Source organism: Allobosea sp. Root670 (assembly GCF_001429415.1).
In the GTDB taxonomy this organism is placed as follows: Bacteria; Pseudomonadota; Alphaproteobacteria; order Rhizobiales; family Beijerinckiaceae; genus Allobosea; species Allobosea robiniae.
On the sequence record NZ_LMJU01000001.1, the window covers coordinates 949,382 to 973,690 of the forward strand.

Annotated in this window: 19 protein-coding genes; 6 read left to right on the forward strand and 13 right to left on the reverse strand. The window is 67.9% G+C overall.

Features of this window, described 5'->3' with window-relative positions; genetic code table 11:
• The first annotated feature begins 605 nt into the window (after positions 1 to 605).
• The 3 genes from ASE61_RS04390 to phhA all read left to right on the forward strand — a co-directional run bounded on the left by ASE61_RS04390 (position 606) and on the right by phhA (position 3,890).
• On the forward strand, positions 606 to 2,177 hold the full coding sequence (locus ASE61_RS04390; RefSeq protein ID WP_061965612.1) for a pseudouridine synthase: 1,572 nt from the start codon (positions 606 to 608) through the stop codon (positions 2,175 to 2,177).
• A 3-nt stretch (positions 2,178 to 2,180) separates the two neighbouring features.
• Positions 2,181 to 2,744, forward strand: a complete 564-nt coding sequence (gene rsmD / locus ASE61_RS04395; RefSeq protein WP_061964949.1) for a 16S rRNA (guanine(966)-N(2))-methyltransferase RsmD — start codon at positions 2,181 to 2,183, stop codon at positions 2,742 to 2,744.
• A gap of 270 nt (positions 2,745 to 3,014) precedes the next feature.
• Positions 3,015 to 3,890: a phenylalanine 4-monooxygenase gene (gene phhA, locus ASE61_RS04400; RefSeq protein ID WP_061964951.1), complete on the forward strand. Its 876-nt coding sequence runs from the start codon at positions 3,015 to 3,017 to the stop codon at positions 3,888 to 3,890.
• A gap of 46 nt (positions 3,891 to 3,936) precedes the next feature.
• Here phhA and mutL read toward each other — a convergent pair whose 3' ends face one another.
• The 9 genes from mutL to ASE61_RS04445 form a co-directional block, all read right to left on the reverse strand.
• Positions 3,937 to 5,742, reverse strand: coding sequence for a DNA mismatch repair endonuclease MutL (mutL, locus tag ASE61_RS04405; RefSeq protein WP_061964953.1), 1,806 nt, complete (start codon positions 5,740 to 5,742; stop codon positions 3,937 to 3,939).
• Between the two features lie 155 nt (positions 5,743 to 5,897).
• Positions 5,898 to 7,223 (reverse strand): glucose-6-phosphate isomerase, encoded by a 1,326-nt coding sequence (locus ASE61_RS04410; protein ID WP_061964955.1) that lies wholly within the window; start codon positions 7,221 to 7,223, stop codon positions 5,898 to 5,900.
• A 36-nt stretch (positions 7,224 to 7,259) separates the two neighbouring features.
• Complete coding sequence (locus ASE61_RS04415) at positions 7,260 to 8,555, reverse strand: M16 family metallopeptidase (RefSeq protein ID WP_061964957.1); 1,296 nt, start codon at positions 8,553 to 8,555, stop codon at positions 7,260 to 7,262.
• Positions 8,556 to 8,608: 53 nt separating this feature from the next.
• Complete coding sequence (locus ASE61_RS04420) at positions 8,609 to 9,898, reverse strand: M16 family metallopeptidase (protein WP_061964959.1); 1,290 nt, start codon at positions 9,896 to 9,898, stop codon at positions 8,609 to 8,611.
• Between the two features lie 148 nt (positions 9,899 to 10,046).
• On the reverse strand, positions 10,047 to 10,691 hold the full coding sequence (locus ASE61_RS04425) for a hypothetical protein (RefSeq protein WP_061964961.1): 645 nt from the start codon (positions 10,689 to 10,691) through the stop codon (positions 10,047 to 10,049).
• A gap of 73 nt (positions 10,692 to 10,764) precedes the next feature.
• The gene (gene lspA, locus ASE61_RS04430) at positions 10,765 to 11,247 is read right to left on the reverse strand and encodes a signal peptidase II (RefSeq protein ID WP_061964963.1); all 483 of its coding nucleotides are present in this window, start codon (positions 11,245 to 11,247) and stop codon (positions 10,765 to 10,767) included.
• The gene (gene ileS / locus ASE61_RS04435) at positions 11,247 to 14,261 is read right to left on the reverse strand and encodes an isoleucine--tRNA ligase (RefSeq protein ID WP_061965614.1); all 3,015 of its coding nucleotides are present in this window, start codon (positions 14,259 to 14,261) and stop codon (positions 11,247 to 11,249) included. The genes lspA and ileS overlap by 1 nt, the downstream gene beginning before the upstream one ends.
• 206 nt (positions 14,262 to 14,467) lie before the next feature.
• Entirely contained in the window at positions 14,468 to 15,451 is a 984-nt protein-coding gene (locus ASE61_RS04440; RefSeq protein WP_061964965.1) for a bifunctional riboflavin kinase/FAD synthetase, read from the reverse strand.
• Between the two features lie 101 nt (positions 15,452 to 15,552).
• A complete protein-coding gene (locus ASE61_RS04445) occupies positions 15,553 to 16,008 on the reverse strand; it encodes a MaoC family dehydratase (protein WP_244492702.1) in 456 nt (151 codons plus the stop codon).
• 227 nt (positions 16,009 to 16,235) lie between these two features.
• On the opposite strand from ASE61_RS04445, the gene ASE61_RS04450 reads away from it, so the two are divergent.
• Complete coding sequence (locus ASE61_RS04450) at positions 16,236 to 16,622, forward strand: response regulator (RefSeq protein WP_061964967.1); 387 nt, start codon at positions 16,236 to 16,238, stop codon at positions 16,620 to 16,622.
• Between the two features lie 124 nt (positions 16,623 to 16,746).
• Here ASE61_RS04450 and ASE61_RS04455 read toward each other — a convergent pair whose 3' ends face one another.
• From ASE61_RS04455 to ASE61_RS04465, 3 genes are all read right to left on the reverse strand, one after another.
• Positions 16,747 to 17,616 carry a TIGR01459 family HAD-type hydrolase gene (locus tag ASE61_RS04455; protein ID WP_244492703.1) on the reverse strand — a complete coding sequence of 290 codons (870 nt, stop codon included), beginning with the start codon at positions 17,614 to 17,616 and terminating at the stop codon, positions 16,747 to 16,749.
• Between the two features lie 115 nt (positions 17,617 to 17,731).
• Positions 17,732 to 19,228 carry an EAL domain-containing protein gene (locus ASE61_RS04460; RefSeq protein WP_156406971.1) on the reverse strand — a complete coding sequence of 499 codons (1,497 nt, stop codon included), beginning with the start codon at positions 19,226 to 19,228 and terminating at the stop codon, positions 17,732 to 17,734.
• 134 nt (positions 19,229 to 19,362) lie between these two features.
• On the reverse strand, positions 19,363 to 21,123 hold the full coding sequence (locus ASE61_RS04465; protein WP_061964971.1) for a hypothetical protein: 1,761 nt from the start codon (positions 21,121 to 21,123) through the stop codon (positions 19,363 to 19,365).
• 181 nt (positions 21,124 to 21,304) lie between these two features.
• Between ASE61_RS04465 and ASE61_RS04470 the strand changes: the two genes are divergently transcribed.
• Both ASE61_RS04470 and ASE61_RS04475 read left to right on the forward strand, forming a co-directional pair.
• Entirely contained in the window at positions 21,305 to 22,645 is a 1,341-nt protein-coding gene (locus tag ASE61_RS04470) for an aspartate aminotransferase family protein (RefSeq protein WP_061964973.1), read from the forward strand.
• Positions 22,646 to 22,673: 28 nt separating this feature from the next.
• Complete coding sequence (locus tag ASE61_RS04475; RefSeq protein ID WP_082617080.1) at positions 22,674 to 23,777, forward strand: serine hydrolase domain-containing protein; 1,104 nt, start codon at positions 22,674 to 22,676, stop codon at positions 23,775 to 23,777.
• Between the two features lie 12 nt (positions 23,778 to 23,789).
• Here the strand turns inward: ASE61_RS04475 and ASE61_RS04480 are convergent, their stop codons facing one another.
• Entirely contained in the window at positions 23,790 to 24,284 is a 495-nt protein-coding gene (locus ASE61_RS04480; protein ID WP_061964975.1) for a peptide deformylase, read from the reverse strand.
• Between the last annotated feature and the right edge of the window lie 25 nt (positions 24,285 to 24,309).

Below are 24,309 nucleotides of genomic sequence, written 5' to 3' on the forward strand. Positions count from 1 at the left end.
CAAAGCGGTTGTGCTCGGCCGGCTCAGGAGCAGCCATGAAAGACGACGACAACAATAGAGGCCGCGGCCCGCGCAAGGGTGGCGGCGCCGGCGGCCGTGGACCCGGCTCCGGTGGCAAAAGCTTCGGCGGCAAGCCCTTCGGCAGCCGTGCAGGCGGGGAAGGTCGCGGACCCGCGCGCGATGGCGAGCGCAAGCCCTTCCGCAGCCGCCCGGCCGGCGATGATCGCCCCGCCCGTGACGGTGAGCGCAAGCCCTTCCGCGGCCATTCGGCTGGCGACGAACGCCCGGCCCGCCGCTTCGAGCGCCCTGCCGGCAGCGAGGGCGAAGCCGCCCGTCCGCGCCGTTTCGATGGCGACAGGCCGGCCCGCTCCAGGACCGAAGGCGAAGGCCGAGGCTTCCGCGAGCGGACCAGTGACGAGCGCCCGCAGCGTCCGGCACGATCCGGTGAGCGCCCCTTCGCCGGCCGTGACCGGCCGCAGGGTGACCGGCCGCCACGTGGCGAGGGCCGCGATGGCGAAAAGCGCTTTTCGCGCCCGCGCGCGCCGCGCTTCGAGGGGCAGGATGATCGTCCGCGCCGCCCGCGCGAGGATGCGCCCGAGCGCAAGCTGATCACGGCGGAGGAGCCGGAGCGGATCGCCAAGGTGATGGCGCGGGCCGGCGTCGCCTCGCGTCGCGACAGCGAGGCGATGATCGCGGAAGGCCGCGTCAGCGTGAACGGCACGGTGCTGGACAGCCCGGCCCTCGACGTCAAGCCGACCGATATCGTGCTGATCGACGGCGAGCCCTTGCCGGCCCGCGAGCGCACGCGGCTGTGGCTCTATCACAAGCCCCGCGGCGTCGTGACGACCAATTTCGACCCGGAAGGCCGGCCGACCGTCTTCGACGTGCTGCCGGAAGACCTGCCGCGCGTGCTGACCATCGGCCGGCTCGACATCAACACCGAAGGCCTGCTGCTGCTGACCAATGATGGCGGGCTGGCGCGGGTTCTGGAGCTGCCGGAGACCGGCTGGCTCCGGCGCTACCGCGTGCGCGCCTTCGGCGAGGTGACGCAGGACGTGCTCGACACGGTCAAGGACGGTGTCACCATCGACGGCATCCAGTACGGGCCGGTGATCGCCCGCTTCGAACGCCAGCAGGGCTTCAACACCTGGCTGACGGTCGACCTGCGCGAGGGCAAGAACCGCGAGGTCAAGACCGTGCTCGAGCATCTCGGGCTGACGGTGAACCGGCTGATCCGCATCTCCTTCGGGCCGTTCCAGCTCGGCGAGCTCGAAGAGGGCGAGGCCGACGAAATCCGCTCGCGCGTGCTGCAGGACCAGCTCGGCAGCGAGCTTACGGCCAAGGCCGGCGCCGATTTCGAATCGCCGCGCCGCGATGCCCTGCCCACCGCACCGCGCCCGGCTCCGGCCGGCGACGATCGCCCGCGACGCCGCCGCGACGAAGCCGGCCGGGACGACGAGCCCGCCCGCGCGCCGCTGCGCGGCGACAAGCCCTGGACCCGCACCGTCTGGCGCGATGCCGAAACCGAGCCGCAGCGCGAGCGCAAGGCTCCGCCGCGCCGTGGCGCCGATCCGAAGCTGGAGCGGCAGGAGCGCGAGGCCACCGGCGACGTCAAACGCCGCCGCGACACGCCGATCGCCGACCCGAAGGGCCGGCGCGTGCTGGTCGAGCGCGTCCGCGCCCCCGTTTCGGAAGAGCGCGCCGCTCCTGAACGCGAGAGCAAGCGCCGCCCCGACCGCAAGCCGCGCCAGGAACGCGGTGCCCAGGAGCGCGGTGGCGACGAGGCGCGCGCACCGCGTTCCTTCGAGCGCTCTGGTGGCGACGACAGGCCGGCACGGCGCCCGCGCCGCGAGGACGACGGTCGCGACCGCGGCGGCGATCGCCCTTGGGAGGACCGTGCGCCGCGTGGCGAGCGCCCCGAGCGTGCTTCACGCGACGGCACTGAGCGCCCTGCCCGTGCCTTCCGCGAGCGTTCAGCCGAAGACCGGCCGCGTGGCCGCAGCTTCGGTGACAAACCGGGTGGCAAGAGCTTCGGGGGCCGTTCCTCGGAGCGGCCGGCAGGCGGTGGACGCCCGTTCGGCGGCAAGCCGGGCGGCGGTCGGCCGGGTGGTGGCAAAGGCCCACGCCCCGGCGGCGGCGGCAGAGGCCCCCGTCCCGGTGGCGGCAACCGCAGCTAAGCGATGCGGATCGTCGGCGGACGCCTGCGCGGCCGGCCATTGGCCGGCCCGAAACCGGGGATCGGCAGCATCCGGCCGACCTCGGACCGTCTGCGCGAATCCCTGTTCAACGTGCTCGCCCATGCCTATGGCGAGACGGTCGACGGCGCGCGCGTGCTCGATCTCTTCGCCGGAACGGGCGCGCTCGGCTTCGAGGCCTTGTCGCGCGGCGCGGGTTTCGCGCTGCTCGTGGATGACGGCACCGAGGCACGCGGCATTATCCGCGAGAACCAGATGGCGTTGGGGCTTGCCGGCTTCAGCCGCATCTTCCGCCGCGACGCGACCAAGCTCGGCACGATCACCGGCATGGCCCCCTTCGGCCTCGTCTTCTGCGATCCGCCCTATCGCAAGGGGCTGGGCGAGAAGGCGCTGATCTCGGCCCGCGAGGGCGGCTGGCTGGCGCCGGATGCATTGATCGTTCTGGAAGAGGCCGCAGATGCCGAGATCAGCCTGCCCGAAGGCTTCGAGGAGCTGGAACGGCGAGGTTATGGCGAGACGCAGGTCGTGATGCTGCAGGTCAAGGAATAGGCCTCCATACGGCGCCGCAGGCCGGCAGAGAGTTCTGCGTCTGACCGCAGGCAGAGCTTCCGAAGCTCGCCACGCTTCAAGCGGCGCGGCAAGCTTGTTTTCGGAAAGCGCCACCGTAGGGGCTGGCCGGAAGTGCGCTTCGCGCCCAGCCGCCAAGGGCGTATTCTAGCTTCAATTGCGGCACTGCCGGATCTGCGAGCCCATGTCGGGCGTTGTGGCGATACGGAGCCTCGCAGCTGGAGCCGGGGCCAGCTCTCAGGAGCGAAAACGATGTCCGGACATGCTCTTCTGAACGCGCAGACCGTCGAGGACTGCATCATCGACCAGGGCTGGGAGCGCTACACCGCCGAGGACCACGCCATCTGGCGTGTATTGTTCGAGCGCCAGCAGCGGACCCTGAAGGGCCATGTCTGCCAGGAATATCTCGACGGCCTTGCAGCGCTCGGCATCGGCCCCGAAGGCGTGCCGGATTTCGCGCGTATGAACGAGCGGCTGCGGCGGCTCACCGGCTGGGAGGTCGTGGCGGTTCCGGGGCTCATCCCGTCGCGCCCCTTCTTCCAGATGCTGGCCAACCGCCAGTTTCCCGCTGGCACCTTCATCCGCAGCCGGGAGCAACTCGACTATCTGGAGGAGCCCGACGTCTTCCATGATGTCTTCGGCCACGTGCCGCTGCTGACCAACCCCGCCTATGCCGACTACATGAACGAGTACGGCCGCATCGGGCTTGTCGCGGTCGAGACCAAGGGGGTGAAGTTCCTCGCCCGCCTCAACTGGTACACCATCGAATTCGGGCTTATCCGCAAGCCCGAGGGCATCCGCATCTATGGCGCGGGCATCGTCTCGTCCTTCGGCGAGGCGAAATATGTGGTGGACGATCCTTCCGCCCACCACCTTGCCTTCAATCTCGAGCGCGTGCTGCGCACCGGCTATTACATCGACGATTTCCAGGCGAGCTATTTCGTCATCGACCGCTTCGAGCAGCTGTTCGACTTGCTCAGGCGCAGCGATTTCGCCACCCGCTTCGACGAACTGCGTACCCAGCCGACCCAGACGCCCTTCGAGATCCTGCCGCAGGACGTGGTCGTCCGGAAAGGCAGCGGCCATTTCTGGCGCGATTTCCCGACAACGAAGACGAAGCTGAAGTGAGGTTGAAGCCGAGGCGTAGCTTGGGTCGGCAACAGACGCCGACGCCTCACCGCCGTCCGAACAGCTTCTCGATATCCGACAGCTTCAGTTCGACATAGGTCGGCCGGCCGTGGTTGCACTGGCCGGAATTGGGCGTGATCTCCATTTCGCGCAGCAATGCGTCCATCTCCTCGGGGCGCATGCGGCGGCCGGCACGGACCGAGTTGTGGCAAGCCATCGTCGCCAGAACATGGTCGAGCCGGCGTTCCAGCGAGCCTGCCGTACCGTGCTCGGCGAGCGCATCGGCGACGTCACGGACGAGGCGCTGGAGATTGCCGCCGGCGAGCTGGCTCGGTGCCTCGCGCACCAGCACCGCGCCGGGGCCGAAGGATTCCAGCACGAGGCCGAGGCTTTCGAGCTCGCCGCCCGCCGCGATCAGGCGGTCGGCATCGACGGGGTCGAGCTCGACCACCTCGGGCAGGAGCAGCGGCTGGCGGGCGATGCCGTTGCGGGCGCGCTCGGCCTTCAGGCGCTCATAGACGAGGCGCTCATGGGCGGCGTGCTGGTCGACGATGACGACGCCCTCGCGGGTCTGGGCGACGATATAGGTCTCGTGGACCTGCGCGCGGGCAGCGCCGAGCGGCCGGTCGAGCGCGTCCGCCGAGGGCTCGGCCAGATGGGCGCGGGCATCAGCCGAGGGCGCGGCAAAATCGGCGAAGCCGGATTGCGGGGCGCTCATCGAGGCGGGAGCCGGTGAGTTCCAGCCCGGCGCCTGCGGGAAGGAAGGACGCGGGATCGCGTTGCCGTTGCCGCCCATCGAGAGCACGGCGCGGAAGGCATCGAGCGTGCGGGCGCCGCCCGTCGTGGTGGCGCGGTGACCGGCGGCGGCGAGCGCCGCCTTCAGGCCGGAGACGACGAGGCCGCGCACCAGAGCGGGATCGCGGAAGCGCACCTCGCTCTTGGCCGGGTGGACGTTGACGTCGACCGAGCGCGGATCGCAGCCGACATCGAGAAAGAGCACCGGATGCCGGTCCGAGGGCACGACATCGGCATAGGCGCCGCGTACCGCCGAGAGCAGCAGCTTGTCGCGCACCGGGCGACCGTTGACGGCCAGATGCACGCCGGCCGAGGTACCACGATGGAAGGTCGGCAGACCGGCAAAGCCGGAGATGCGGAAGCCCTCGCGCTCGGCCTCGATCTTCAGCGCGTTCTCGGGGAAGTCGCGGCCGAGCGCGCGGCCGAGACGGCGCAGCAACCCCTCCTCGCCGATCGGCTCGGCCGGCCAGTCGAAGGCGCTGACATGCTCGCCTTCCAGCGAGAAACGCACCTCGGGATGGGCGATGGCGAGGCGGCGCAGCATCTCGGAGACGGCCTGCGCCTCGGCGCGGTCGCTCTTCAGGAATTTGAGGCGGGCTGGGGTGAAGATGAAAAGATCCGAAACCTCGATGCGCGTGCCGGGTGCGGCGGCGACCGGTCGGACGACGCCCTTCTCGCCGGCCTCGACGACAAGGCCCGAGCCCTGCACGGCATCGCGCCGGCGCGTCGCGATCGAGAGCCTTGCGACCGAGCCGATCGAAGGCAAGGCCTCGCCGCGGAAACCCAGCGTGTCGATGGCGAAGAGATCGCCGTCGGGGAGCTTCGACGTGGCATGACGGTCGACGGCGAGTTCGAGGTCTTCCGGCGTCATGCCGGCACCATCGTCGACGACGCGGATCAACTCGCGGCCACCCCCCTGGATGGTGACTGCGATGGCGCGCGCGCCAGCGTCGATCGCGTTCTCGACGAGTTCCTTCACGGCGGCGGCCGGCCGCTCGATCACCTCGCCGGCGGCGATGCGGTCGACCAGGACGGGATCGAGGCGGCGAACGGTCATGGTGCTCTGGCGGTCATCGGAAAACAGGGCTCGTCATTCTCGGGCGGAGCGCAGCGCAGACCCGAGAATCTCTCTCCGAAAGAGGCTCCAGAGCCTTCATGTCATGAGATGCTCGGGTCAAGCCCGAGCATGACGCGCCTCTATCGAAAGCGCTTTCAGGCCCGCCCTTCGGCAAGATAGCGCTTGGCGAGAAGCTTCGCTTCCTCCACCGCCGGCTGATCGAAGGGATCCACACCCATGGCGTAGCCGGTCAGGATCGTCTCCAGCATGAAATGCATCAGCATCTCGCCATGGCTGGTCTCGTCGATACGCTCGACATGGAAGCGACGCACTGCGCAACCGTTCCTGGCGAAGGTGTCGATCATCGCGATGCCCTGCGCCGCGACGAGGTCGCCGATGGTCTTGCCGGCGAAATCGGCCTGCCCGATCTTTTCCGCCAGGGCGGCGTCGATCTGCGGGCCCTTGCCCTTCACGCTCGTGGTGATGACCGTGAAGAACTTGTCCTTGGGGCCGGCGAGATAGAGCTGCTGCTGCGAATGCTGGTCGACCGGGCCGAGCGCGCCGACGGGCTGCGTGCCCTGCCCGTCCTTGCCGAGGCTCTCGGCCCAGAGCTGCATCCACCAGCGCGTGAGCAAAGCCAGCTTGTCGGCATAGGGCATCAGCACGGCGATGTTCTTGCCCGAACGCATGGCGGCGAGATGCAGCGCGGCGCCGACCGCAGCCGGCATCTCGCGGACATCCTTGCCGGCGAAGAGCGGCGCGACCGCGCGGCTGGCGCCGAGCCGGAGCGCCTCGATATCGAGGCCGAGCACAGCGGCCGGCAGCAGGCCGCAATTGGTCAGCACGGAATAGCGCCCGCCGACATCGGTGTGATGCTCGAGGAAAGGCGTGCCGAAGGGTTCAAGCAAGGCACGCAGGGGATGCAGCTTGCCGGGCTTGGCCGGCTCGGAAAGCCCTTCGAAATGCGTGCCGATCTGCTGATCTGTCAGATGCGCGCCGCGCAAAGCCTCGATCGCCGCGATCGACTGCAGCAGGGTCTCGCCGGTGCCGCCCGATTTCGAGATGGCGACGAATTTGGTGGTCTTGAGCGGCAGCTTGGCCAGCAGGGCCGCATAGGTCGCCGGGTCGAGATTGTCGATGAAATGGACGCGTACGCCGGAGGTGAACTGCGAGAGGCCGGCGATGCCGTAGCCGGTGAGCTGCGCCAGCGTCTGGCCGCCCAAGCTGGAGCCGCCGGTGCCGAGCACCAGCACATCGGTGGTCCCGCCGGATTTCAATCGCTCGGCTGCGGCCTTCACCGGGCCGAGATCGGCGGTGTCGCTTGGCAGCTTGAGGAGCGGCAGGGAACCGTCCTTCGCCTGCGCCTGCAGCTTCGCCAGCGCCGGTTTGAGATCGGCCAGAGCCTTCTCGAAGGCGCCATCGGGGATGCCGCCCTTGCCGACCTTTGATTCGAGCGCGAGATCGAAGCTTTGCTGAGGCATGAACCCTATCCGTAACGACAGAAGAAGGAGGCTATTTCAGACCAGTGCGACGGGCTTGCCAACCGCCTGGACGAGCAGTTCGGGCTTGCCGAACAGGCGCTGCGCGACGCGCTTGACATCGGCCAGCGTCACGGCCGCGAAGAGGCCGTTGCGGCGAGCGAGGAAATCCGGCGTATCGCCACGCAGCGCCAGCGCCAGCAATTCCCCGGCAATCTTCGGCGAGGTGTCGAAGCGCAGCGGGTAGGAGCCGATGATGTAGCGCTTGGCCTCCTCGACCTCGTGCTCGGTCGGGCCGTTCTCGGCGAGCTTCAGCATTTCCTCGCGGATGACCTTCATCGATTCCGCCGCGCGGTCGTTTCGCGTGGCGGTGCCGCCGACCAGCATGGCGCTCTCGCGCATCGGCATCAGGCTGGAGGAGACGCCATAGGCAAGCCCGCGCTTCTCGCGCACCTCCATGAAGAGGCGCGAGGTGAAGGCCGAACCGCCGAGGATGTGATTCAGCACGCTCGCGGTCATGAAATCCGGATCGTCCCACATCAGCCCCGGCGCGACGAAGCGCAGCACCGTCTGCGGCACGTCGAGATCGATGACATGGGTCTGGCCGAGGCCCTGGATCGGCAGGGGTTGCGCCGGGCGAGTCCGTGCCTCGCCCTTGGGCAGATCACCGAACAGCGCATCGAGCCGCCCGGCGAGTTCGGCCGCGCTGATGTCCCCGACGACGACGACCTTAAGCCCGGCACGATCGAGCAGCGTCGGCCTCAACGCCTTCAGCGCGGGAGCTTCCAGCTTAGAGACGCTGTCGATATCGCCCTTCTCGGGCCGGCTGTAAGGGTGCCCCGGGAAGGCCGCGGCATAGAGCGCGTTGCGGCACATCACCTCGGGGTTCCTCGCCTGACGCTGCAACCCGGCGATGACCTGGGCGCGGACGCGGCCGACGGCGTCGGCATCGAAGCGCGGCTTGTTGAGTGCCAGGCCGAGCAGATCGAAGGCCGTGTCGCGATGCGTGGAGAGGGTCTGCAGATAGCCGTGGAAATCGTCGCGGCGCGCTTCGAAGCCGAGGCTGATGGCATGGTCGGCCATGCGGCCCTGGAACGCCTCGGCGTCGAGGTCGCCGGCGCCTTCGTCGAGCAGGCCGGAGATCAGATAGGCGCTGCCGGCGGCGTTCTCGGGATCGCGGCTGGCCCCGCCATCGAAGGCGAAATCGACCGCGATCAGCGGCAGGCTGTGCTCCTCGACCAGCCAGGCCTCGATGCCGCCGGGCGAGCGGACCGTCTGGACGGCGATGGCGGGGCCGGCCGTGTTGAGCTTGGGCGTCGGAATCGGGGCGTTCATGTCGCTTCCTGTCGGCGGAGCCTGATCTCCGCCCGTTCGATAAGACGGCGGCGTCAGGCCGGCAGCAGCAGGCCGGTGACGCTGCGATCAGGTTTGAGGTAGCGGCGCGCCGCCTCGACGATCGCCTCGCGGCCGACGGCCTCGATACGCTGAGGCCAGGCGAGCACATCCTCGACGGTCTCGCCCACCGCCAGCGCCGAGCCGAAGATGCGGGCGAGCGAGGACTGGTTATCGCGCGCGAAGACCGTCTCCGCCACCAGCCGCGTGCGGGCCCGCGCCAGTTCCAGCTCGGTCGGTCCGTCAGTCAGGAAGGCGGCGAGAGCCGCATCGAGCCCGGCCTCCATCGCCGCCATCTCGACGCCGGGGCGCGGGCTGGCAGAGATCTGGAAGGCCGCACGGTCGACCATCGAAGCCATGAAATAGGCGTTGGCGCCGGCAGCCAATTCGTCTTCGACGCAGAGCTTGCGGTAGAGCCGGGAGGTCGTGCCGCCGCCGAGGATCTCGGCTGCGAGTTCGAGCGCCAGAACCTCGTCGCGCTCACCGGCCGTATAGGTCGGGGTCAGCCAGCCGCGGCGCAGCGAGGGCTGCTGCACGCGCGGATCATTGAGCTGGACGCGGCGCGAAGCGCGCGGTTCCGGCTCGATCGGGCGGCTACGGACGGGCGCGGCGCCACGCGCGGCGATCCTGCCATAGGTTTCCTCCGCGAGGCGACGGACCTCGGCGGCATCGGTATCGCCGGCGACGACCAGGATCGCGTTTTCCGGCGTGTAGAAGCGCTGGTAATAGGCGAAAGCGTCATCCCGGCTCAGGCGCTCGATCTCGTGCTCCCAGCCGATGATCGGCGTGCCGTAGGGATGATGGAAGAACAGCGTCGCGGAGAATTCCTCGCCGAGCTGGGCGGACGGGTCGGAATCGACGCGCATGCGCCGTTCCTCCAGCACCACGTCGCGCTCGGGCGCGACCACGCCCTCGTCGAAGGAGAGGCCGGTCATCCGGTCGGCTTCGTAATCCATCATCGCGCGCAGGTGTTCCTTCGGCACGCGCTGGAAATAGGCAGTGTAGTCGAAGGAGGTGAAGGCGTTCTCCTGGCCGCCGAAGCCGGCGACGATCTTGGAGAACTCGCCGGCCGGCCAGCGCTCCGTGCCCTTGAACATCAGGTGCTCGAGGAAATGCGCGATGCCCGACTTTCCGGCCGGATCGTCGGCCGAGCCGTTGCGATACCAGACCATGTGGGTGACGACCGGCGCGCGCCGGTCCTTCACCACCACGATATCGAGGCCGTTGGCCAGCCGGAACGATTCGACCGGCTGCGCCAGGTCGGTCCCTTGCGCATGGATGTTCACCTGGTGCCGTCTCCTCGATCGAAAAAAGGGCGGGCGCGACGCGCCCGCCCTTCTGGACAACTTGGTCAGGCGTCCCTGCTTCGGCAAGGGGCAATCGGGTGCGGCGACCTGGCCGCAGCCATGGCGCCTTTCGTCGATGCCGTACCGCCTACTGCATCACCGGGCCGCGCCCGGTCGAGAATTCACGCGCACCGACAGCCTGCTTGTCTTCCACCGGGCCGCGCTGGCCCGGGCCGATCGCGGCCGTCGAAGCCGGACGGCGATAGCCGACCGGCGGCTCGGTCAGGGTGCGGCGCGGCGGCTCGGAGCCATAGGCGAGCGTATCCTGATCGACCTGGTTCTGGCGCGCGGCCATCTCGCGGCCGATGCGGATCGGCTTGATCTGGTTGTTGTACATATTCTGCTCTTCCGAGACCATCGGCCCCGTCGGCTGGCGCGCCGCAGTCCGGCCGCGGCGGATCTCCTGCGGCGACATGATCGGATTGTTCTGCAGACCAAGCGCCGACACGTAGGGCAGCGCGTTGGCCTCGTCCTTGCGGCGCTGGACATCCGGATCGTTCGGCCAGGCGGCATTGCGCTCGCTGGCCGCCTCCTGCGGACGCGGCAGCGTCGAATTCGGCGGAACGACCAGCGGCGCGCGGGCGCGATAATCGATATCGCCGCCGTCGCCCTTGCCCATGATGCCTTCCATCAGATTCTTGAACAGCATGCCGTCCTGCGCGAAGGCCGGCGAAGCGGCAAGCACAAGCCCGCCGGCGATCAGCAGATGAGCCACGCGAATGCGTCCGGCCATGTCAAATCTCCCTTCGGACAATCCCGCCATGTCTGAAACCCAGACGAACGGCAAAACAATGGCGAAACCGTCGTTAAGCTGTTTTTTCTGTGCTCGGGCGGAAGGACTCATACAGCAGACCGAGCACCCCGACAACGATCGCGACATCGGCGATGTTGAAGATATACCAGCTGAAACTGCCCCAATGGAAATGCACGAAGTCGACGACCGCGCCATAGACCGCGCGATCGACCCCGTTTCCAAGCGCGCCGCCGATGATCAGCGCCAGGCTGAACACGGAAAAGCGCCGCGGCTCGCGCCACATCCAGCGCCAGAGCCAGACGGCCGCGACGAAGGAGATGACGACGAGGAACCAGCGGCCGAGATCGGTGCCCTGCTGGAACAGCCCATAGGAGATCCCGCGATTCCAGGCCAGCACGATCGTCAGGAAGGAGGCGAGATCGTACGGCCCGTTCTCGGCCAGCCCGACGCCATAGAGCAGCCAGCATTTCAGAAGCTGATCGGCGATGAAGACGATCAGCACCGTAGCGAGGCCGAGGCGGCGAGCGGACGTCATCAGGCGCGCACTCCCAGCTCCTTGAGCGCCTTGGCGTCGCGCGGCGTTACCTGGGGATAAGCCTTGTCGGCCTTCGCCGGATCGAAATACTTCCAGGAGCGGGCGCATTTGATGCCGGCCGCGCGATGCGGCACGACCGCGACGCCCGGCACATCGGCGAGGCGGAAGGCCTCGGCCGGCCCCTCCCCGCTCTCGATGCGGATGCCGGAGGTGATGCTGATCTCGGCGAGATCGGCGCCCGACAGGGCCGCGTAAAGATCGCTGTCGGAGACGAAGACCTGCGGCGCTGCTTCCAGCGAGGAGCCGAGGCGCTTGGCCGCGCGCTCAAGCTCGAGCGCACCGGTGACGACGCGGCGCACGCGCCGGATCTTCGACCAGCGCTCGGCCAGTTCGGGATCGAGCCAGCCGGCCTGCGCCGCGACGAAGCGCTCGAGATGGACCGAACCCTCGCCCGCCTTCTGGTCGGGATAGCGGTCGAGCCAGGCTTCCTCGGCGGTGAAGACCAGGATCGGCGCGAGCCAGGTCGTCAGGCAGCGGAAGAGATGGTCGACGACGGTCAGCGCGCTCTTGCGGACATGGCTCGACAGCGGATCGCAATAGAGCGCGTCCTTGCGCACGTCGAAATAGAAGGCCGAGAGCTCGGTGTTCATGAACTGCGAGAGCAGGAACACGACCTTCTTGTAGTCGTAGGTGCGATAGGCCTCCTCGACCTGCGGGCCCAGTTCGGCCAGCCGGTGCAGCATCAGCCGCTCGAGCTCCGGCATGGTCTGCGGATCGGAGACGCGGACATCCTCGCTGAAATGCGCGAGCGTGCCGAGCATCCAGCGCATGGTGTTGCGCAGCTTGCGATAGGTTTCGACGAAGGTCTTGAGGATCTCCTTGCCGATGCGCAGGTCGTCGGAATAGTCGGCCGCCGCGACCCAGAGGCGCAGGATGTCGGCACCCGAGTCCTTGATGATGTCCTGCGGGGCGGTGACGTTACCCTTGGACTTCGACATCTTCTCGCCCTTCTCGTCCAGGCAGAAGCCATGGGTGAGGACGATGTCGTAGGGCGCCCGGCCGCGCGTGCCGCAGCTTTCCAGCAGGCTCGAATGGAACCAGCCGCGATGCTGGTCCGAGCCTTCGAGATACATCACGCGATCCTTGCCACCATCGCCGCGGCGACGGGCGCGCAGATCGGCGCGCTTCTCCAGGGTGAAGGCATGGGTCGAGCCGGAATCGAACCAGACGTCGAGCACGTCGGTGACGCGCTCGTACTGCGCCGGATCATAGCCGAAGGGCTTGAGGAAGCGGGCGCCGTCCAGATCGGTGAACCAGGCATCCGCGCCCTCGGCCTCGAAGGCCTCGGCGATCGCGGCGTTGACCTTGGCATCGACAAGGATCGCCTTGGTTTCCTTCTCGACGAAGACGGTGATCGGCACGCCCCAGGCACGCTGGCGCGAGACGACCCAGTCCGGCCGGTTGGCGATCATGCCGGTGATGCGGTTCTCGCCGGCGGCGGGAACCCATTCGGTCTCCTTGATCGCCTTGAGCGCGCGGTTGCGCAGCGTATCGGTGTTGCCGCCCGCGACCGGCTGCGGATCGGCCGCATCCGGCGCGCCGGCCTCGCCGATCGGCTTGTCCATCGCGATGAACCATTGCGGCGTGTTGCGGAAGATCACCGGCTTCTTCGAGCGCCACGAATGCGGATACTGATGCTTCAGACGGCCGCGCGCGATGATGTTGCCTGCCTCGACCAGCGCCTTGATGACGACGTCGTTGGCATTGCCCTTGTCGCCCTTGTCGGTGATGACCTGCGCGCCCTCGAAGCCCGGCGCTTCCTTGGTGAAACGGCCATCGGCATCGACGGTGTAGGGGATGCGGGTCTCGATGCCGCGCTCGGTGAGCTGGCGGCCATTGGCCATCCAGACGTCGAAGTCCTCGCGACCGTGGCTGGGCGCGGTGTGGACGAAGCCGGTACCGGCATCATCGGTGACATGGTCGCCGTCGAGCAGCGGGACGACGAAGTCGTAGCCGCGGCCGCGCAGGGGATGGGCGGTGGTCAGCGTGGCCAGATCATCGGCGGAGACATCCGCGACGAGTTCGAAGGCCTCGACCTTCGCCGCCTTGAAGACGCTCTCGGCGAGATTCTTGGCGAGGATATAGGTGGCTCCGACCTTGGCCCAGTTGTTCTCGGGCGCAGCCGTGACCTTGTAGAGGCCATAGGCGACCTTGTTATGGAACGAGATCGCGCGGTTGCCCGGGATCGTCCAGGGTGTGGTCGTCCAAATCACGACGCCGGCACCGGCGAGCGCGGCCGGGCCGTTCAACACCGGGAACGGCACATAGATCGTGTCGCTCGTGTGCTCCTCGTACTCGACCTCGGCCTCGGCCAACGCGGTCTTCTCGACCACGGACCACATCACCGGCTTGGAGCCGCGATAGAGCTGGCCGGTCTCGGCGAACTTCATGATCTCGCGGGCGATCTGCGCCTCGGCCGGATAGGCCATGGTCAGATAGGGGTTGGCCCAGTCGCCCTCGACGCCCAGGCGCTTGAACTCCTCGCGCTGGACATCGACCCAGTGCTCGGCGAAGGAGCGGCATTCCTTGCGGAACTCGACGACCGGGACGTCGTCCTTGTTCAGGCCCTTGGCGCGATATTGCTCCTCGATCTTCCACTCGATCGGCAGGCCGTGGCAGTCCCAGCCTGGCACATAGTTGGAATCATAGCCGAGCATCTGCTGCGAGCGCGTGACGAGGTCCTTCAGCACCTTGTTCAGCGCATGGCCGATATGGATGTTGCCGTTGGCATAGGGAGGGCCGTCATGCAGGACGAAACGGTCCCGCCCCTGCCCGGCCTCGCGCAGCTTGCGGTAGAGATCCATCTTCGCCCAGCGGGCGAGCAGCTCCGGCTCGCGCTGCGGCAGGCCGGCGCGCATCGGGAACTCGGTCTGCGGCAGGAACAGCGTCTGGGAATAATCGACGCCGTCGGCTGCGGTCTCGGCGGCTTTGGCAGTATTGGTCTTGTCGGTCATCATCCGGCTCGGGCAGTCGGGACGTCAGGCCGGTCGATGGGCCTCGGGCGTCCACTCTTGAAACGGGAAAAGCGGTCTTCAACCCGGACTGCGCAAGCGCCCGCGCCTAATCTAGCGCGAGGCGGCAGCCGGGCCCGTAATTCGCCGGGAAAGATCGATCGACAAGGCGCGGTTGGCGAGCATGGAGGGCTTCTAGCAGGCAGCGCTCAAGGAAGGAAGGGCGGCGTATTCGCCAGAATGTCGCGCGCACGGGCGCTGTCGGCGTCCATCTGCACGATCAGGGCTTCCAGCGTGTCGAACTTCTCCTCGCCGCGAAGCCAGTCGACGAAGGCGACATCGACGCGCTCGCCATAGAGATCGCCGGAGAAATCGAAGACGAAGGTTTCCAGCCGCGGCGCGCCGTCATCGAAGGTCGGGCGGCGGCCGAAGCTCGCGACGCCGTCATGCCAGACGCCGTCGATCTTCATTCGGACCGCATAGATGCCGTGGCGCAGCCGGCAATCGCGGGCGAGCTGCATGTTGGCGGTGGGATAGCCGAGCTCGCGCCCGCGCTTGTCGCCATGGGCAATGAGCCCGCGCACCAGCCAGGGCCGACCAAGGAAGGTCGCGGCACGCCCGACATCCCCGGCCTCCAATGCCGTGCGGATCAACGTCGAGGAAACCGGCTCGCCCTGCCAGGAATAGGGCGGCACGACCGCAACCGGAATGCCGGCGGCGAGGCCATGGGCCTGCAACATCTCGGGCGATCCGGTGCGGCCCTTGCCGAAATGGAAATCATAGCCGCAGACCAGGCCGGCGGCGCCCAGCCGACCGACAAGCAGGTCGTCGATGAAGCTTTCAGCAGGGATCGCCGCGATGTCGCGGTCGAAGGGCAGGACGAAGACCTGGGCAAAGCCCGCCTGCGTCAGCCCTTCGAGCTTGAGCTGCGGCGAGGTCAACCGAAAGACCGGCTCTTCCGGGCGAAAGACGCTGCGCGGATGCGGCTCGAAGGTGAAGGCGGCCGGCTTCGTGCCGAGATCCTGCGCCATGGCGCCGGCGACACGGGAAAGCTCGGCATGGCCGCGATGGACGCCGTCGAAATTGCCCAGAGCCAGGACGGCACCGCGGAAGGCTTCGGGAGTGGGCTTGTCGAGGTCAAGGACCACGGCCGTCGGCTCGGGGCGGTCAGGCGCATCGGCTTGGAATGGCATCAATCGGGAACGTCCACGTCCACCTGCCCTGAAACGCGGGCGATGACCGTCTTTGCGGCGAAGGCCGGCGGGGCGTCAAGACCGCGCGCGGACGGAAGATCTCAGGATCGCGGCTTCGGCGGCATCGCGACCCAGGCCTCGCCTTCCATCACGGCCTTGCCGTCGACGAGGCATTCGCAGAAGAAGCGTGCCCGGCGGCGCTCTGCCACGAGTTCGACGACCTCGACGCGGGCCGTGACCACGTCGCCGATCTTGACCGGCGCCAGGAAGGTCAGCGTCTGCGAGAGATAGACCGCACCCGGCCCCGGCAAACGCGTGCCGAGCAAGGCGGAGATCAGGCTCGCGGTCAGCATGCCATGGGCGATGCGCTGGCCGAACTTGGTGTTGGCGGCGAAATGGTCGCAGAGATGGATCGGATTGGCATCGCCGGACAATTCGGCGAAGAGCGCGACGTCCCGCTCCATCACGGTCCGCATCAGGCTTTCGCTCTGGCCGATGGCCAGATCCTCGAAGGCGTGGACGGTGTAGAGCCCGCCGGGCATCGGCTGAACGGTCATGGATCACGCGCGGCCCGCGGACCTGCGCCCTCCTGTCTGCGATCCGACCAAGCATCTCGCAACCGCAACATGAACGCAATTGAACTTTGGTGCGGCGCACGCTTCTGCCCTTGCGTCACTTCGGCATCGAATTAACCGGTTCGCAAGGCGCTGCGGCTATCAACTCGGACGAGCGGCACGGCGCTGGTATGTCCCGGCACCGCGACCGTCATGCCTGGAGCATCGCAATGGCTCTCGACCCGTCCATGCCGATCCTCGTCGTCGACGATTACCAGACGATGGTCCGCATCATCCGCAACCTGCTGAAGCAGCTCGGCTTCGAAAATGTCGACGATGCCTCGGACGGCTCGGCCGCGATCTCGAAGATGCGCGACAAGAAATACGGCCTTGTGATCTCCGACTGGAACATGGAGCCGATGAGCGGCTTCGAGCTGCTCCAGAAAGTCCGCGAGGAAACGGCGCTGTCGGAAACGCCGTTCATCATCGTCACCGCCGAATCGAAGACCGAGAACGTCGTCGCGGCGAAGAAGGCCGGCGTCAGCAACTACATCGTCAAGCCGTTCAACGCGCAGACGCTGAAGACCAAGATCGAATCGGTCTGCGTCGCCGCCTGACGCGCGCCCGTCATTGCGAGCACAGCGAAGCAATCCAGGGGGACGGGGTTAAGACGCCCAGCCCAGCCCTCCTGGATTGCTTCGTCGCTTCGCTCCTCGCAATGACGGAGGAGCGGCCTCAATCTCACCAGACCAGATGCGGCATCGCATAGGCCGGACGATGCGTCTGCCGGCCGAACCAGCCGCGACGCTCGTCCCATGAGGCTTCCATCAAATCCTGGGCGTGGATGCCGGCCAGAACCATGATGCCGGCCGCGCCGAAGGCGTCGGCGCCGGCGATGTCGGTGCGGATCGCATCGCCCACGGCGCAGATCCTGTCGCGGGCGATCGCGCTTCCCCGCGCCTTTTCGGCGGCAGCCACCGCCGCCTCGTAGATCGGCCGATGCGGCTTGCCGGCATAGACCACCCGTCCACCGATCTCCTCATAGGCCAGCGCGACCGAGCCGGCGCAGGGAATGATGCGCCCGCCGCGCTCGACGACAAGGTCGGGATTGGCGCAGATCAGCGGCAAACCGCGCGCGGCGAAGCCGGCGAGCAAGCCGGCATAGGTTGCCGCCGTGTCGTTCTCGTCGTCGAACAGGCCGGTGCAGAGCACATAGGCCGCCTCATTCGGCCCGGTCTCGCGCACGTCGAGCCCGGCGACCAGCGGCAAGTCCCGATCGGGGCCGAGGCGGAACATCGGCTCGCCCGCCCGCTCGCGGATCAGCGAGCGGCAGACATCGCCGGAGGTAACGATGGCATCCCAGGCCTCGCGCGGCACGGCGAAATTGTCGAGCTGACCGACGATGACCTCGGCCGGTCGCGGCGCGTTGGTGACGAGAACGACGCTGATACCGCGCTCGCGCATCCGCATCAGCGCCGCGACCGCATCGCGATAGGCGGCGACGCCGTTATGGACCACGCCCCAGACGTCGCACAGGCAGAGATCGAAACGATCCGCGACCTCGGAAAAGCCCGAAAGCGGAAGGGTGGAAGCGATCCCCGATGGCGACACTGTCTCGATCTCCGGCGGCTGCATCAATGAAAGGCGAGCTTCGCCCCTCGACAAGGCCTGATCTAGACGGGATTCGCCGGAAGCGGAACCGGAGACCGCGGCGGGCGGCCGCGCGTCAGGCGCTGGCTCGGCGCAGCACGGCCCGGAAGGGCAGCCGCTCCGGCGGCGCTTCCTGTGCAGCGGCGCCAGGGAAAGGCAGCGGTGCCGGCGAACCCTTGTCCTGGCCCAACAGGCGCTCGGCAATGCTCTGCGGCGGGGGGCGCTCGGCCTCGGCAGGCGCGGGAGCAGGCTGCGCCACAGGCCTGGGCTCCGGCTCGGCGAAAACCTCGGGCTTGACCGGACGCGGCGGCGAAAAGGCCAGACCCTGCCCCATCGTGGCGCCAAGCTCGATCATGCCGGCGGCGGCGGGATTGTCCTCGACCTGGTCTGCGACGAGGATGATCGCGACGCGGGCCAGCAAGGCGGCGAGGTCGCCGGCCGCGATATCGCTCTGGATCCGGCCTTCGACATGCGCCTGGAGCAGCGCGGCCGGCGCCTTCACATAGCGGATGCCCCGATCGAACAGGGCGCGCGGGTCAAGGCGCAGGTCCGCGAGTTGATCGAGCGCGAAACGAACCCCGTTCGCCGACATCGCGCCGAGCAGGCCGAGGCTGGTCGGGTCGAGCTCGCGGAAGACCGCCTGCGGCATCTCGATGACGAGATGGCCTGTATGCTCGCGGTATTTGTCGAGGATGCGGGTCAGGGTGGCCAGCGCCCGCGACGACGTCCAGGTCGCGTTGCTGAAATTGCAGGAGACAAAGATGCTCCCTTCCTTCGAGCCGAGATGGCGGGCGATCGCCAGCGCCCGCGTCAGGACAAGCGCGTCCAGCGTCGGCCCGAAGCCGCGCGCCTCGACGGTCTCGAGGAACTCATGGGGCAGCAGCAGCGTGTTCTCGTCGAGCCGCAGGCGCGCCAGCGCCTCGTAGCCGCAGGTCCGGCGCTGCGGCAGGGAGACGATCGGCTGCAGATGGATCTCGAGCCGGCCTTCTCCCAGAGCCTTGCCGATCAGGGCGGCCCGTTCGGCCTCGGCCTCCTCGCGCGCCGCAGCAGCGGCGGCGGTCCGTTCGGCAGCAAGCTTCTCGGCTCGTTCCCGGCGCATTGCTTCCGGGTCGAGCACCACCTCGGGCACTGGCGCGGCAGTCGCAGAGACGACAGGGTCCGGCAGGCGAGCCAGGACGTTCTCATGATCGGCGAGCGTCGTCGCCACCTGATGGATCAGGTCGCCAAGCAGCCCGACCTCGGCCGTCAATTCATGGATCGCGGCACGTGCCGGCGCGGCATCGGCATCGCGCATCGGCATCTGCTCGACGCGTTGCGACAGGGCATCGAGACGGATGGCGTTGGTGGCGAGACGGACCTTGACCTCGCCAAGCCCCGCCATGGCCTGTTCGTGCCGGGCAAGGCCGCGCCGCTCGAAGGCCCGCATCGCCAGCATGAAGCCGGCTCCGGAAGCCAGAAGGCCCAGCGCCGCACCGAGCCCGCCCGGCAGCAGGATCGCGACGGCAGCGCCGGCCGACAGGCCGGTCACGGCGCCAGCAAGAGGGTGCAGGGCTTTCAGGCGGGCAGGTGCCACGGCAGCGTTCGCGCCACGTCGAGGAATCGGATTGGGGACCGAATCACGGCCTCAGAGCGCAGATTAACCTTCCCGGCGAGGTTAAGCGAGCGATCCGCCTCATTTCCGCCACAGCCGGGCTTGCCGACCCTGACTTATGGTTTATTCAGCCCGAGCGCGGTTAGAATCCTGTCGATCACCGACCGGGAAAATGCCCGCCTTTCGAGAAAGGCGCGGGGGCTCTGCGCGAAAAGCGGGGATTTCTCGGCCAACTGGGCGAGCGCCTTCGCCTGTTTCTCCGGGTCGTTGTCAGCAGCGGCCTTGAGCGCCTGGCCGAGCAGGCTGAGCTGGCTCGTGTCCGCGACCAGCATCCCGGCATGGCTCTCCGACGCTTTCCCGGCGCCGATCAAGTAAGCGCCCAGGAATGCATAAAAATCATATCGCGGCGGACGGGCGACGCTGAGCGCGGTCGCGCGTTCCAGCAGCGGCAACCCTTCGGGCGAGCGATCGAGCCGCACGTAGAGCGCCCCCATGTCAGCCAGGATCTCCGGATCATAGGGGTTGCGGGTCTGCGCCTCGCGGCCCATCTGGATCGCCTCTTCGGTGGCGCCGCGCAGCAGCAGCACCTTCATCATCGCCTGGTAGGCCCGCGCTCCGGACGGGGCGAGGCGGATCGCCGTCAGCGCCGCCGCGAGAGAGCGGTCGAGCGGAGATCGCGAATCGCCTGTGTCATCCTGCGGGTCCGGGCCCGGCGAGGCCGGAGCCAGGCCGCGTTCGCCGAGCGTCATGATCGCAAGATGGGCCCAGGCCGGATAGAAACCCGGGTCCTGCTCGACCAGCTGGGCCAGGCAGAGCCTGGCAGCCTGGTGCATCTCGGGCAGCATGGCACGGCGCGCGTCGAAGGCCTTCAGGATGCAGCGGATGGCGGGAGACGGCGAGAACTGGCGCGCATCGGCCAGAATGATGCCGAAGGGCTCTGTCAGCCGCGTCGCCAGCCGCCGCGCCATCTCGGCCAGATCGCTTTCCTGCAGCGCCGCAAGCGAGAGGCGGTTCGACGAGGTCGTCCAGACGATGCGCCCGTCCCGGACGAAGCGCAGGCGGCCAAGTCCCTCGGCCCCGCCATTGACGCCCTGAGCGTCCATCTCGAACACATAGTCGATCTCATCCGAAAGGGCGGAGCCAGGCGACGGCGTCTTGATCGTCACGAGATCGTCGAAGCGCGCCATCGCATCGACGAGCAGCGCCGAGAAGCGGCGCAGGATATCCGCGAGCCTGGGATCGGAAGGCGGATTGGGAATCGTGATCGCGACACGCACGAGGCGAGGCGCCGCTGCCGCCTCCGGCGGCGCGTCGACGGCCTGCCCGACCGCAACCGATTTCGAGGCCTCGGATACGACCGATCCGCGCGGCGGCGCCAGATACCACCAGCCGAGCGCGAGCAGGCCGAGCGCAAGCGCGGCGAGGGTCAGGCCGGCCCAGCGGCGGGCCGTGCGGCGATCCGGCTCGGGCGCATCTTCGAATCCGTCGGCTGCAACCCGGCTCCCCTCGCCGCCGAACCAGGTGAAGACCGGGACATAGCCGCCCACCGGCATCGAAATCTGCACAGGGTCATCGCGGCCGTCCCCGGCATAATATTGCGCCAGCGACCGCCTCAGCCGCCCGGCCTCGACGCGGACGATCGGATCGATCTGCGGATTGAAGTCCGCTGGCCGGCCAAGGCCCTCGACCGCGATCGTGTAGCCTTTCAGCTCGGCTGCGCGTCCTTCGACCGTACGCTCGACGATGAAGCTCAGAAACGCCGAAAGCTGGGGAGCGGCGCGAAAGGTGTCGGAGACGAGGACGCGGTCGAGACCCGCGCGAATGATCGCCGCGGCTCGGACATCCAGCCGTCCAGGATCATCTGCGCCTTCCGTCATCGGGGTCCGTTCAGTTTGTCGCCCCCACCAGGGGAGCTTACGCCATTGGCGACCTAACGTCACCCGCAGCCGGCTTCGAGCCGTCATCCGCCGGACGCAGCCTTGGGGCGCCATGATGGCGATTTACAGGCCGCTGGCTCCTGCTAGCTTTAACCAAGGTTAATCCACAGGGGCCCTTCGAATGACGTCAGCATCCTCCGCCATCGCCGCACCGAACGACCTCGAAGCCTACTGGATGCCGTTCACGGCCAACCGGTCGTTCAAGAAGAACCCGCGCATGGTCGCGCGGGCCGAGGGCATGTTCTACTACACGCCCGACAACAAGCCGGTCATGGACGGCACGGCGGGCCTGTGGTGCTGCAATGCCGGCCACGCCCGCGAGCCGATCATCCAGGCGATCCAGGCCCAGGCGCGCGACCTCGACTACGCCCCGTCCTTCCAGTACGGCCACCCCAAGGTCTTCGCTGCCGCCGCCCGCATCGCGGCGCTGGCGCCGGGCGATCTCGACCATGTCTTCTTCGCCGGCTCGGGCTCGGAGGCGGGCGACTCCGCGCTCAAGATCGCGCTCGCCTACTGGAACATCTCGGGCAAGGCCGCCAAGACCCGCCTGATCGGCCGCGAGCGTGGCTATCACGGCGTCGGCTTCGGCGGCATCTCGGTCGGCGGCATGTCGAACAACCGCAAGTTCTTCGGCTCGCTGCTCACCGGCGTCGACCATCTCGCCCATACCTACGACCGCGAGAAGCAGGCCTTCAGCAAGGGCGAGCCGGAATATGGCGCGCATTTCGCCGATGACCTGGAACGCATCGTCGCGCTGCACGACGCCTCGACCATCGCCGCCGTGATCGTCGAGCCGATGGCTGGCTCGACCGGCGCCTTGCCGCCGCCGAAGGGCTATCTCAAGCGCCTGCGCGAGATCTGCGACAAGCACAACATCCTCCTGATCTTCGACGAGGTCATCACCGGCTTCGGGCGACTGGGCTTCGCCTTCGCCGCCGAACGCTACGGCGTGATCCCCGACATGATCACCTTCGCCAAGGGCGTGACCTCCGGCACCGTGCCGATGGGCGGCGTGATCGTGCGCAAGCACATCTACGACGCCTTCATGGGCGGCCCGGACAACGTCATCGAGCTGTTCCACGGCTACACCTATTCGGGCCATCCGCTGGCGGCGGCCGCCTGCCTGGCGTCGCTCGACATCTACCGCGACGAAGGCCTGTTCGAACGGGCGCGCGCGATGGAAGGCGCCTGGGCCGATGCGGTGATGAGCCTGAAGGGCGAACCGAACGTCGTCGACATCCGCACGCTCGGCATCGTCGGCGCCGTCGACCTCGCGCCCCGTGCCGATGGCGTCGGCAAGCGGGCCTTCGAAGCCATGGACCGCCTCTTCCGCGAGGAAGGGCTGATGGTGCGGACGGCCGCCGATACGATCGCCTTCTCGCCGCCGCTGATCATCACGGAGAGCCAGGTTGACGAGCTGATCGGGAAGCTGCGCCGGGTGATCCGGGCGGTTGCGAACTGAAGCAGCGTTCGACAGGGAGCTGATTGAGATGGATCGGCGCACTTTTCTCACCGCGGCGAGCGTAGCCCTTGTGCCGCGCCCGGCCGCGGCGCAAGCGCCGGCTCGCCAATGGCAATCCCAGTCTCTCACCGAGGCGGGTTTCAAACCCGATGCGAGCGAACGCCTTGAGAAGGCCTTCGCAGACGGCGAACTGAAAGGGCTCCATGGCCTCGTCGTGCTCCGGCACGGCAAGATCGCGATGGAGCACTATTTCAGCGGCGCGGACGAAATCTGGGGCGACAGCCGCGGTACCGTCGCCTTCAATGCCGACGAGCTCCACGACCTCCGTTCCGTGTCGAAGAGCATCGTCGGTCTGATCTACGGCATCGCGCTCGGCGAAGGCCTGGTCCCGAAACCGGGCGCTCCGGTGCTGGCGAGCTTCCCGGATTATCGCGATCTCGCTGCGGATGCCGACCGGCAGCGCATCAAGATCGAGCATGTCCTGACCATGAGCATGGGCCTCGCCTGGGACGAGAGCCTGCCCTATACCGACCCGCGCAACAGCGAGATCGCGATGGAGCGGGCAGCCGACCGCTACCGCTTCATCCTCGAGCAGCCGATCACCCGCCCGCCCGGCGAGGCCTGGACCTATAGCGGCGGCGCCACAGCCCTGCTGGGCCATCTCGTCGCCAGGGGTTCCGGCCAGCGCCTCGGCACGTATGCTTCGAGCCGTCTGTTCGCGCCGCTCGGGATCGAGCATTTCGTCTGGACGAACGGCATGAACGGTGAAGAAGCCGCAGCCTCGGGCCTGCGCCTGCGCCCACGCGACCTGGCCGCGATCGGCCAGCTTCTGCTCGACAAGGGCCATTATGGCGGACGGCAGATCATCCCGGCAGATTGGGTGGAGCAGGCTCTCACCGAGCGCTCGCAGCGGTCGGACGGGCTCCGCTACGGCTATCAGTGGTATCTCGGCCGCGACCGTGCCGGCGATCCCTGGTACGGCGCCGAAGGCAATGGCGGGCAACGCCTGATCGTCGCGCCCAAACAGCAGATCGTCATCGCCGTCACGGCAGGAAACTACAACCAGCCCGGCAATTCGCGGCTGCCGCTTCGCGTGGCGAGCGAGTTCGTCTTCGGCGCCCTCGCCCAATAGGCGGCGCGCCGTTCAGACGCGCCGCAACTTGTTGTAGCGCGCGATCAGCCTGTCGCGCTTGAGTCGCGACAGGCGGTCGATCCAGAAGATGCCGTCGAGCTGGTCGATCTCGTGCTGATGGCAGACGGCCAGCAGGCCGTCCGCCTCCTCGTTCTGCTCCACCCCGTCGAGATCGTGATAGCGCACCCGGACATGGGCATGGCGTTCGAGCTCGTCGGTGACGCCGGGCATCGAGACGCTGCCCTCGACATGGCGGATGGTCTCGCGTGAGACCCCGTCCAGCACCGGATTGGCATAGGTCCGGACGTCGCCGGGCGTCAGCTCCAGCACCACCAATCGCTGGGACACGCCGATATGCGGCGCGGTGATGCCGATGCCGGGCGCCGCGCGCATCGTATCGAGCAGATCGGCCGCCAGTTCGCGCAGATCGGCATCGAAGCGCGTGACGGGTGCCGCCGCCACGCGCAGGCGCGGATCGGGAAAACTCAGGATCGGGCGTGGAGGCATGCGTAGGCTCGGTCTTCGCTATCCC

Excerpts from the sequence above, each read along its gene's own strand:
- rsmD (WP_061964949.1), top strand. The coding sequence starts at position 2,181 with ATGCGGATCGTCGGCGGACGCCTGCGCGGCCGGCCATTGGCCGGCCCG.
- phhA (WP_061964951.1), top strand. The coding sequence starts at position 3,015 with ATGTCCGGACATGCTCTTCTGAACGCGCAGACCGTCGAGGACTGCATC.
- mutL (WP_061964953.1), bottom strand. The coding sequence starts at position 5,742 with ATGACCGTTCGCCGCCTCGATCCCGTCCTGGTCGACCGCATCGCCGCC.
- ASE61_RS04410 (WP_061964955.1), bottom strand. The coding sequence starts at position 7,223 with ATGCCTCAGCAAAGCTTCGATCTCGCGCTCGAATCAAAGGTCGGCAAG.
- ASE61_RS04415 (WP_061964957.1), bottom strand. The coding sequence starts at position 8,555 with ATGAACGCCCCGATTCCGACGCCCAAGCTCAACACGGCCGGCCCCGCC.
- ASE61_RS04425 (WP_061964961.1), bottom strand. The coding sequence starts at position 10,691 with ATGGCCGGACGCATTCGCGTGGCTCATCTGCTGATCGCCGGCGGGCTT.
- lspA (WP_061964963.1), bottom strand. The coding sequence starts at position 11,247 with ATGACGTCCGCTCGCCGCCTCGGCCTCGCTACGGTGCTGATCGTCTTC.
- ileS (WP_061965614.1), bottom strand. The coding sequence starts at position 14,261 with ATGACCGACAAGACCAATACTGCCAAAGCCGCCGAGACCGCAGCCGAC.
- ASE61_RS04440 (WP_061964965.1), bottom strand. The coding sequence starts at position 15,451 with ATGCCATTCCAAGCCGATGCGCCTGACCGCCCCGAGCCGACGGCCGTG.
- ASE61_RS04445 (WP_244492702.1), bottom strand. The coding sequence starts at position 16,008 with ATGACCGTTCAGCCGATGCCCGGCGGGCTCTACACCGTCCACGCCTTC.
- ASE61_RS04450 (WP_061964967.1), top strand. The coding sequence starts at position 16,236 with ATGGCTCTCGACCCGTCCATGCCGATCCTCGTCGTCGACGATTACCAG.
- ASE61_RS04465 (WP_061964971.1), bottom strand. The coding sequence starts at position 21,123 with ATGACGGAAGGCGCAGATGATCCTGGACGGCTGGATGTCCGAGCCGCG.
- ASE61_RS04470 (WP_061964973.1), top strand. The coding sequence starts at position 21,305 with ATGACGTCAGCATCCTCCGCCATCGCCGCACCGAACGACCTCGAAGCC.
- ASE61_RS04475 (WP_082617080.1), top strand. The coding sequence starts at position 22,674 with ATGGATCGGCGCACTTTTCTCACCGCGGCGAGCGTAGCCCTTGTGCCG.
- ASE61_RS04480 (WP_061964975.1), bottom strand. The coding sequence starts at position 24,284 with ATGCCTCCACGCCCGATCCTGAGTTTTCCCGATCCGCGCCTGCGCGTG.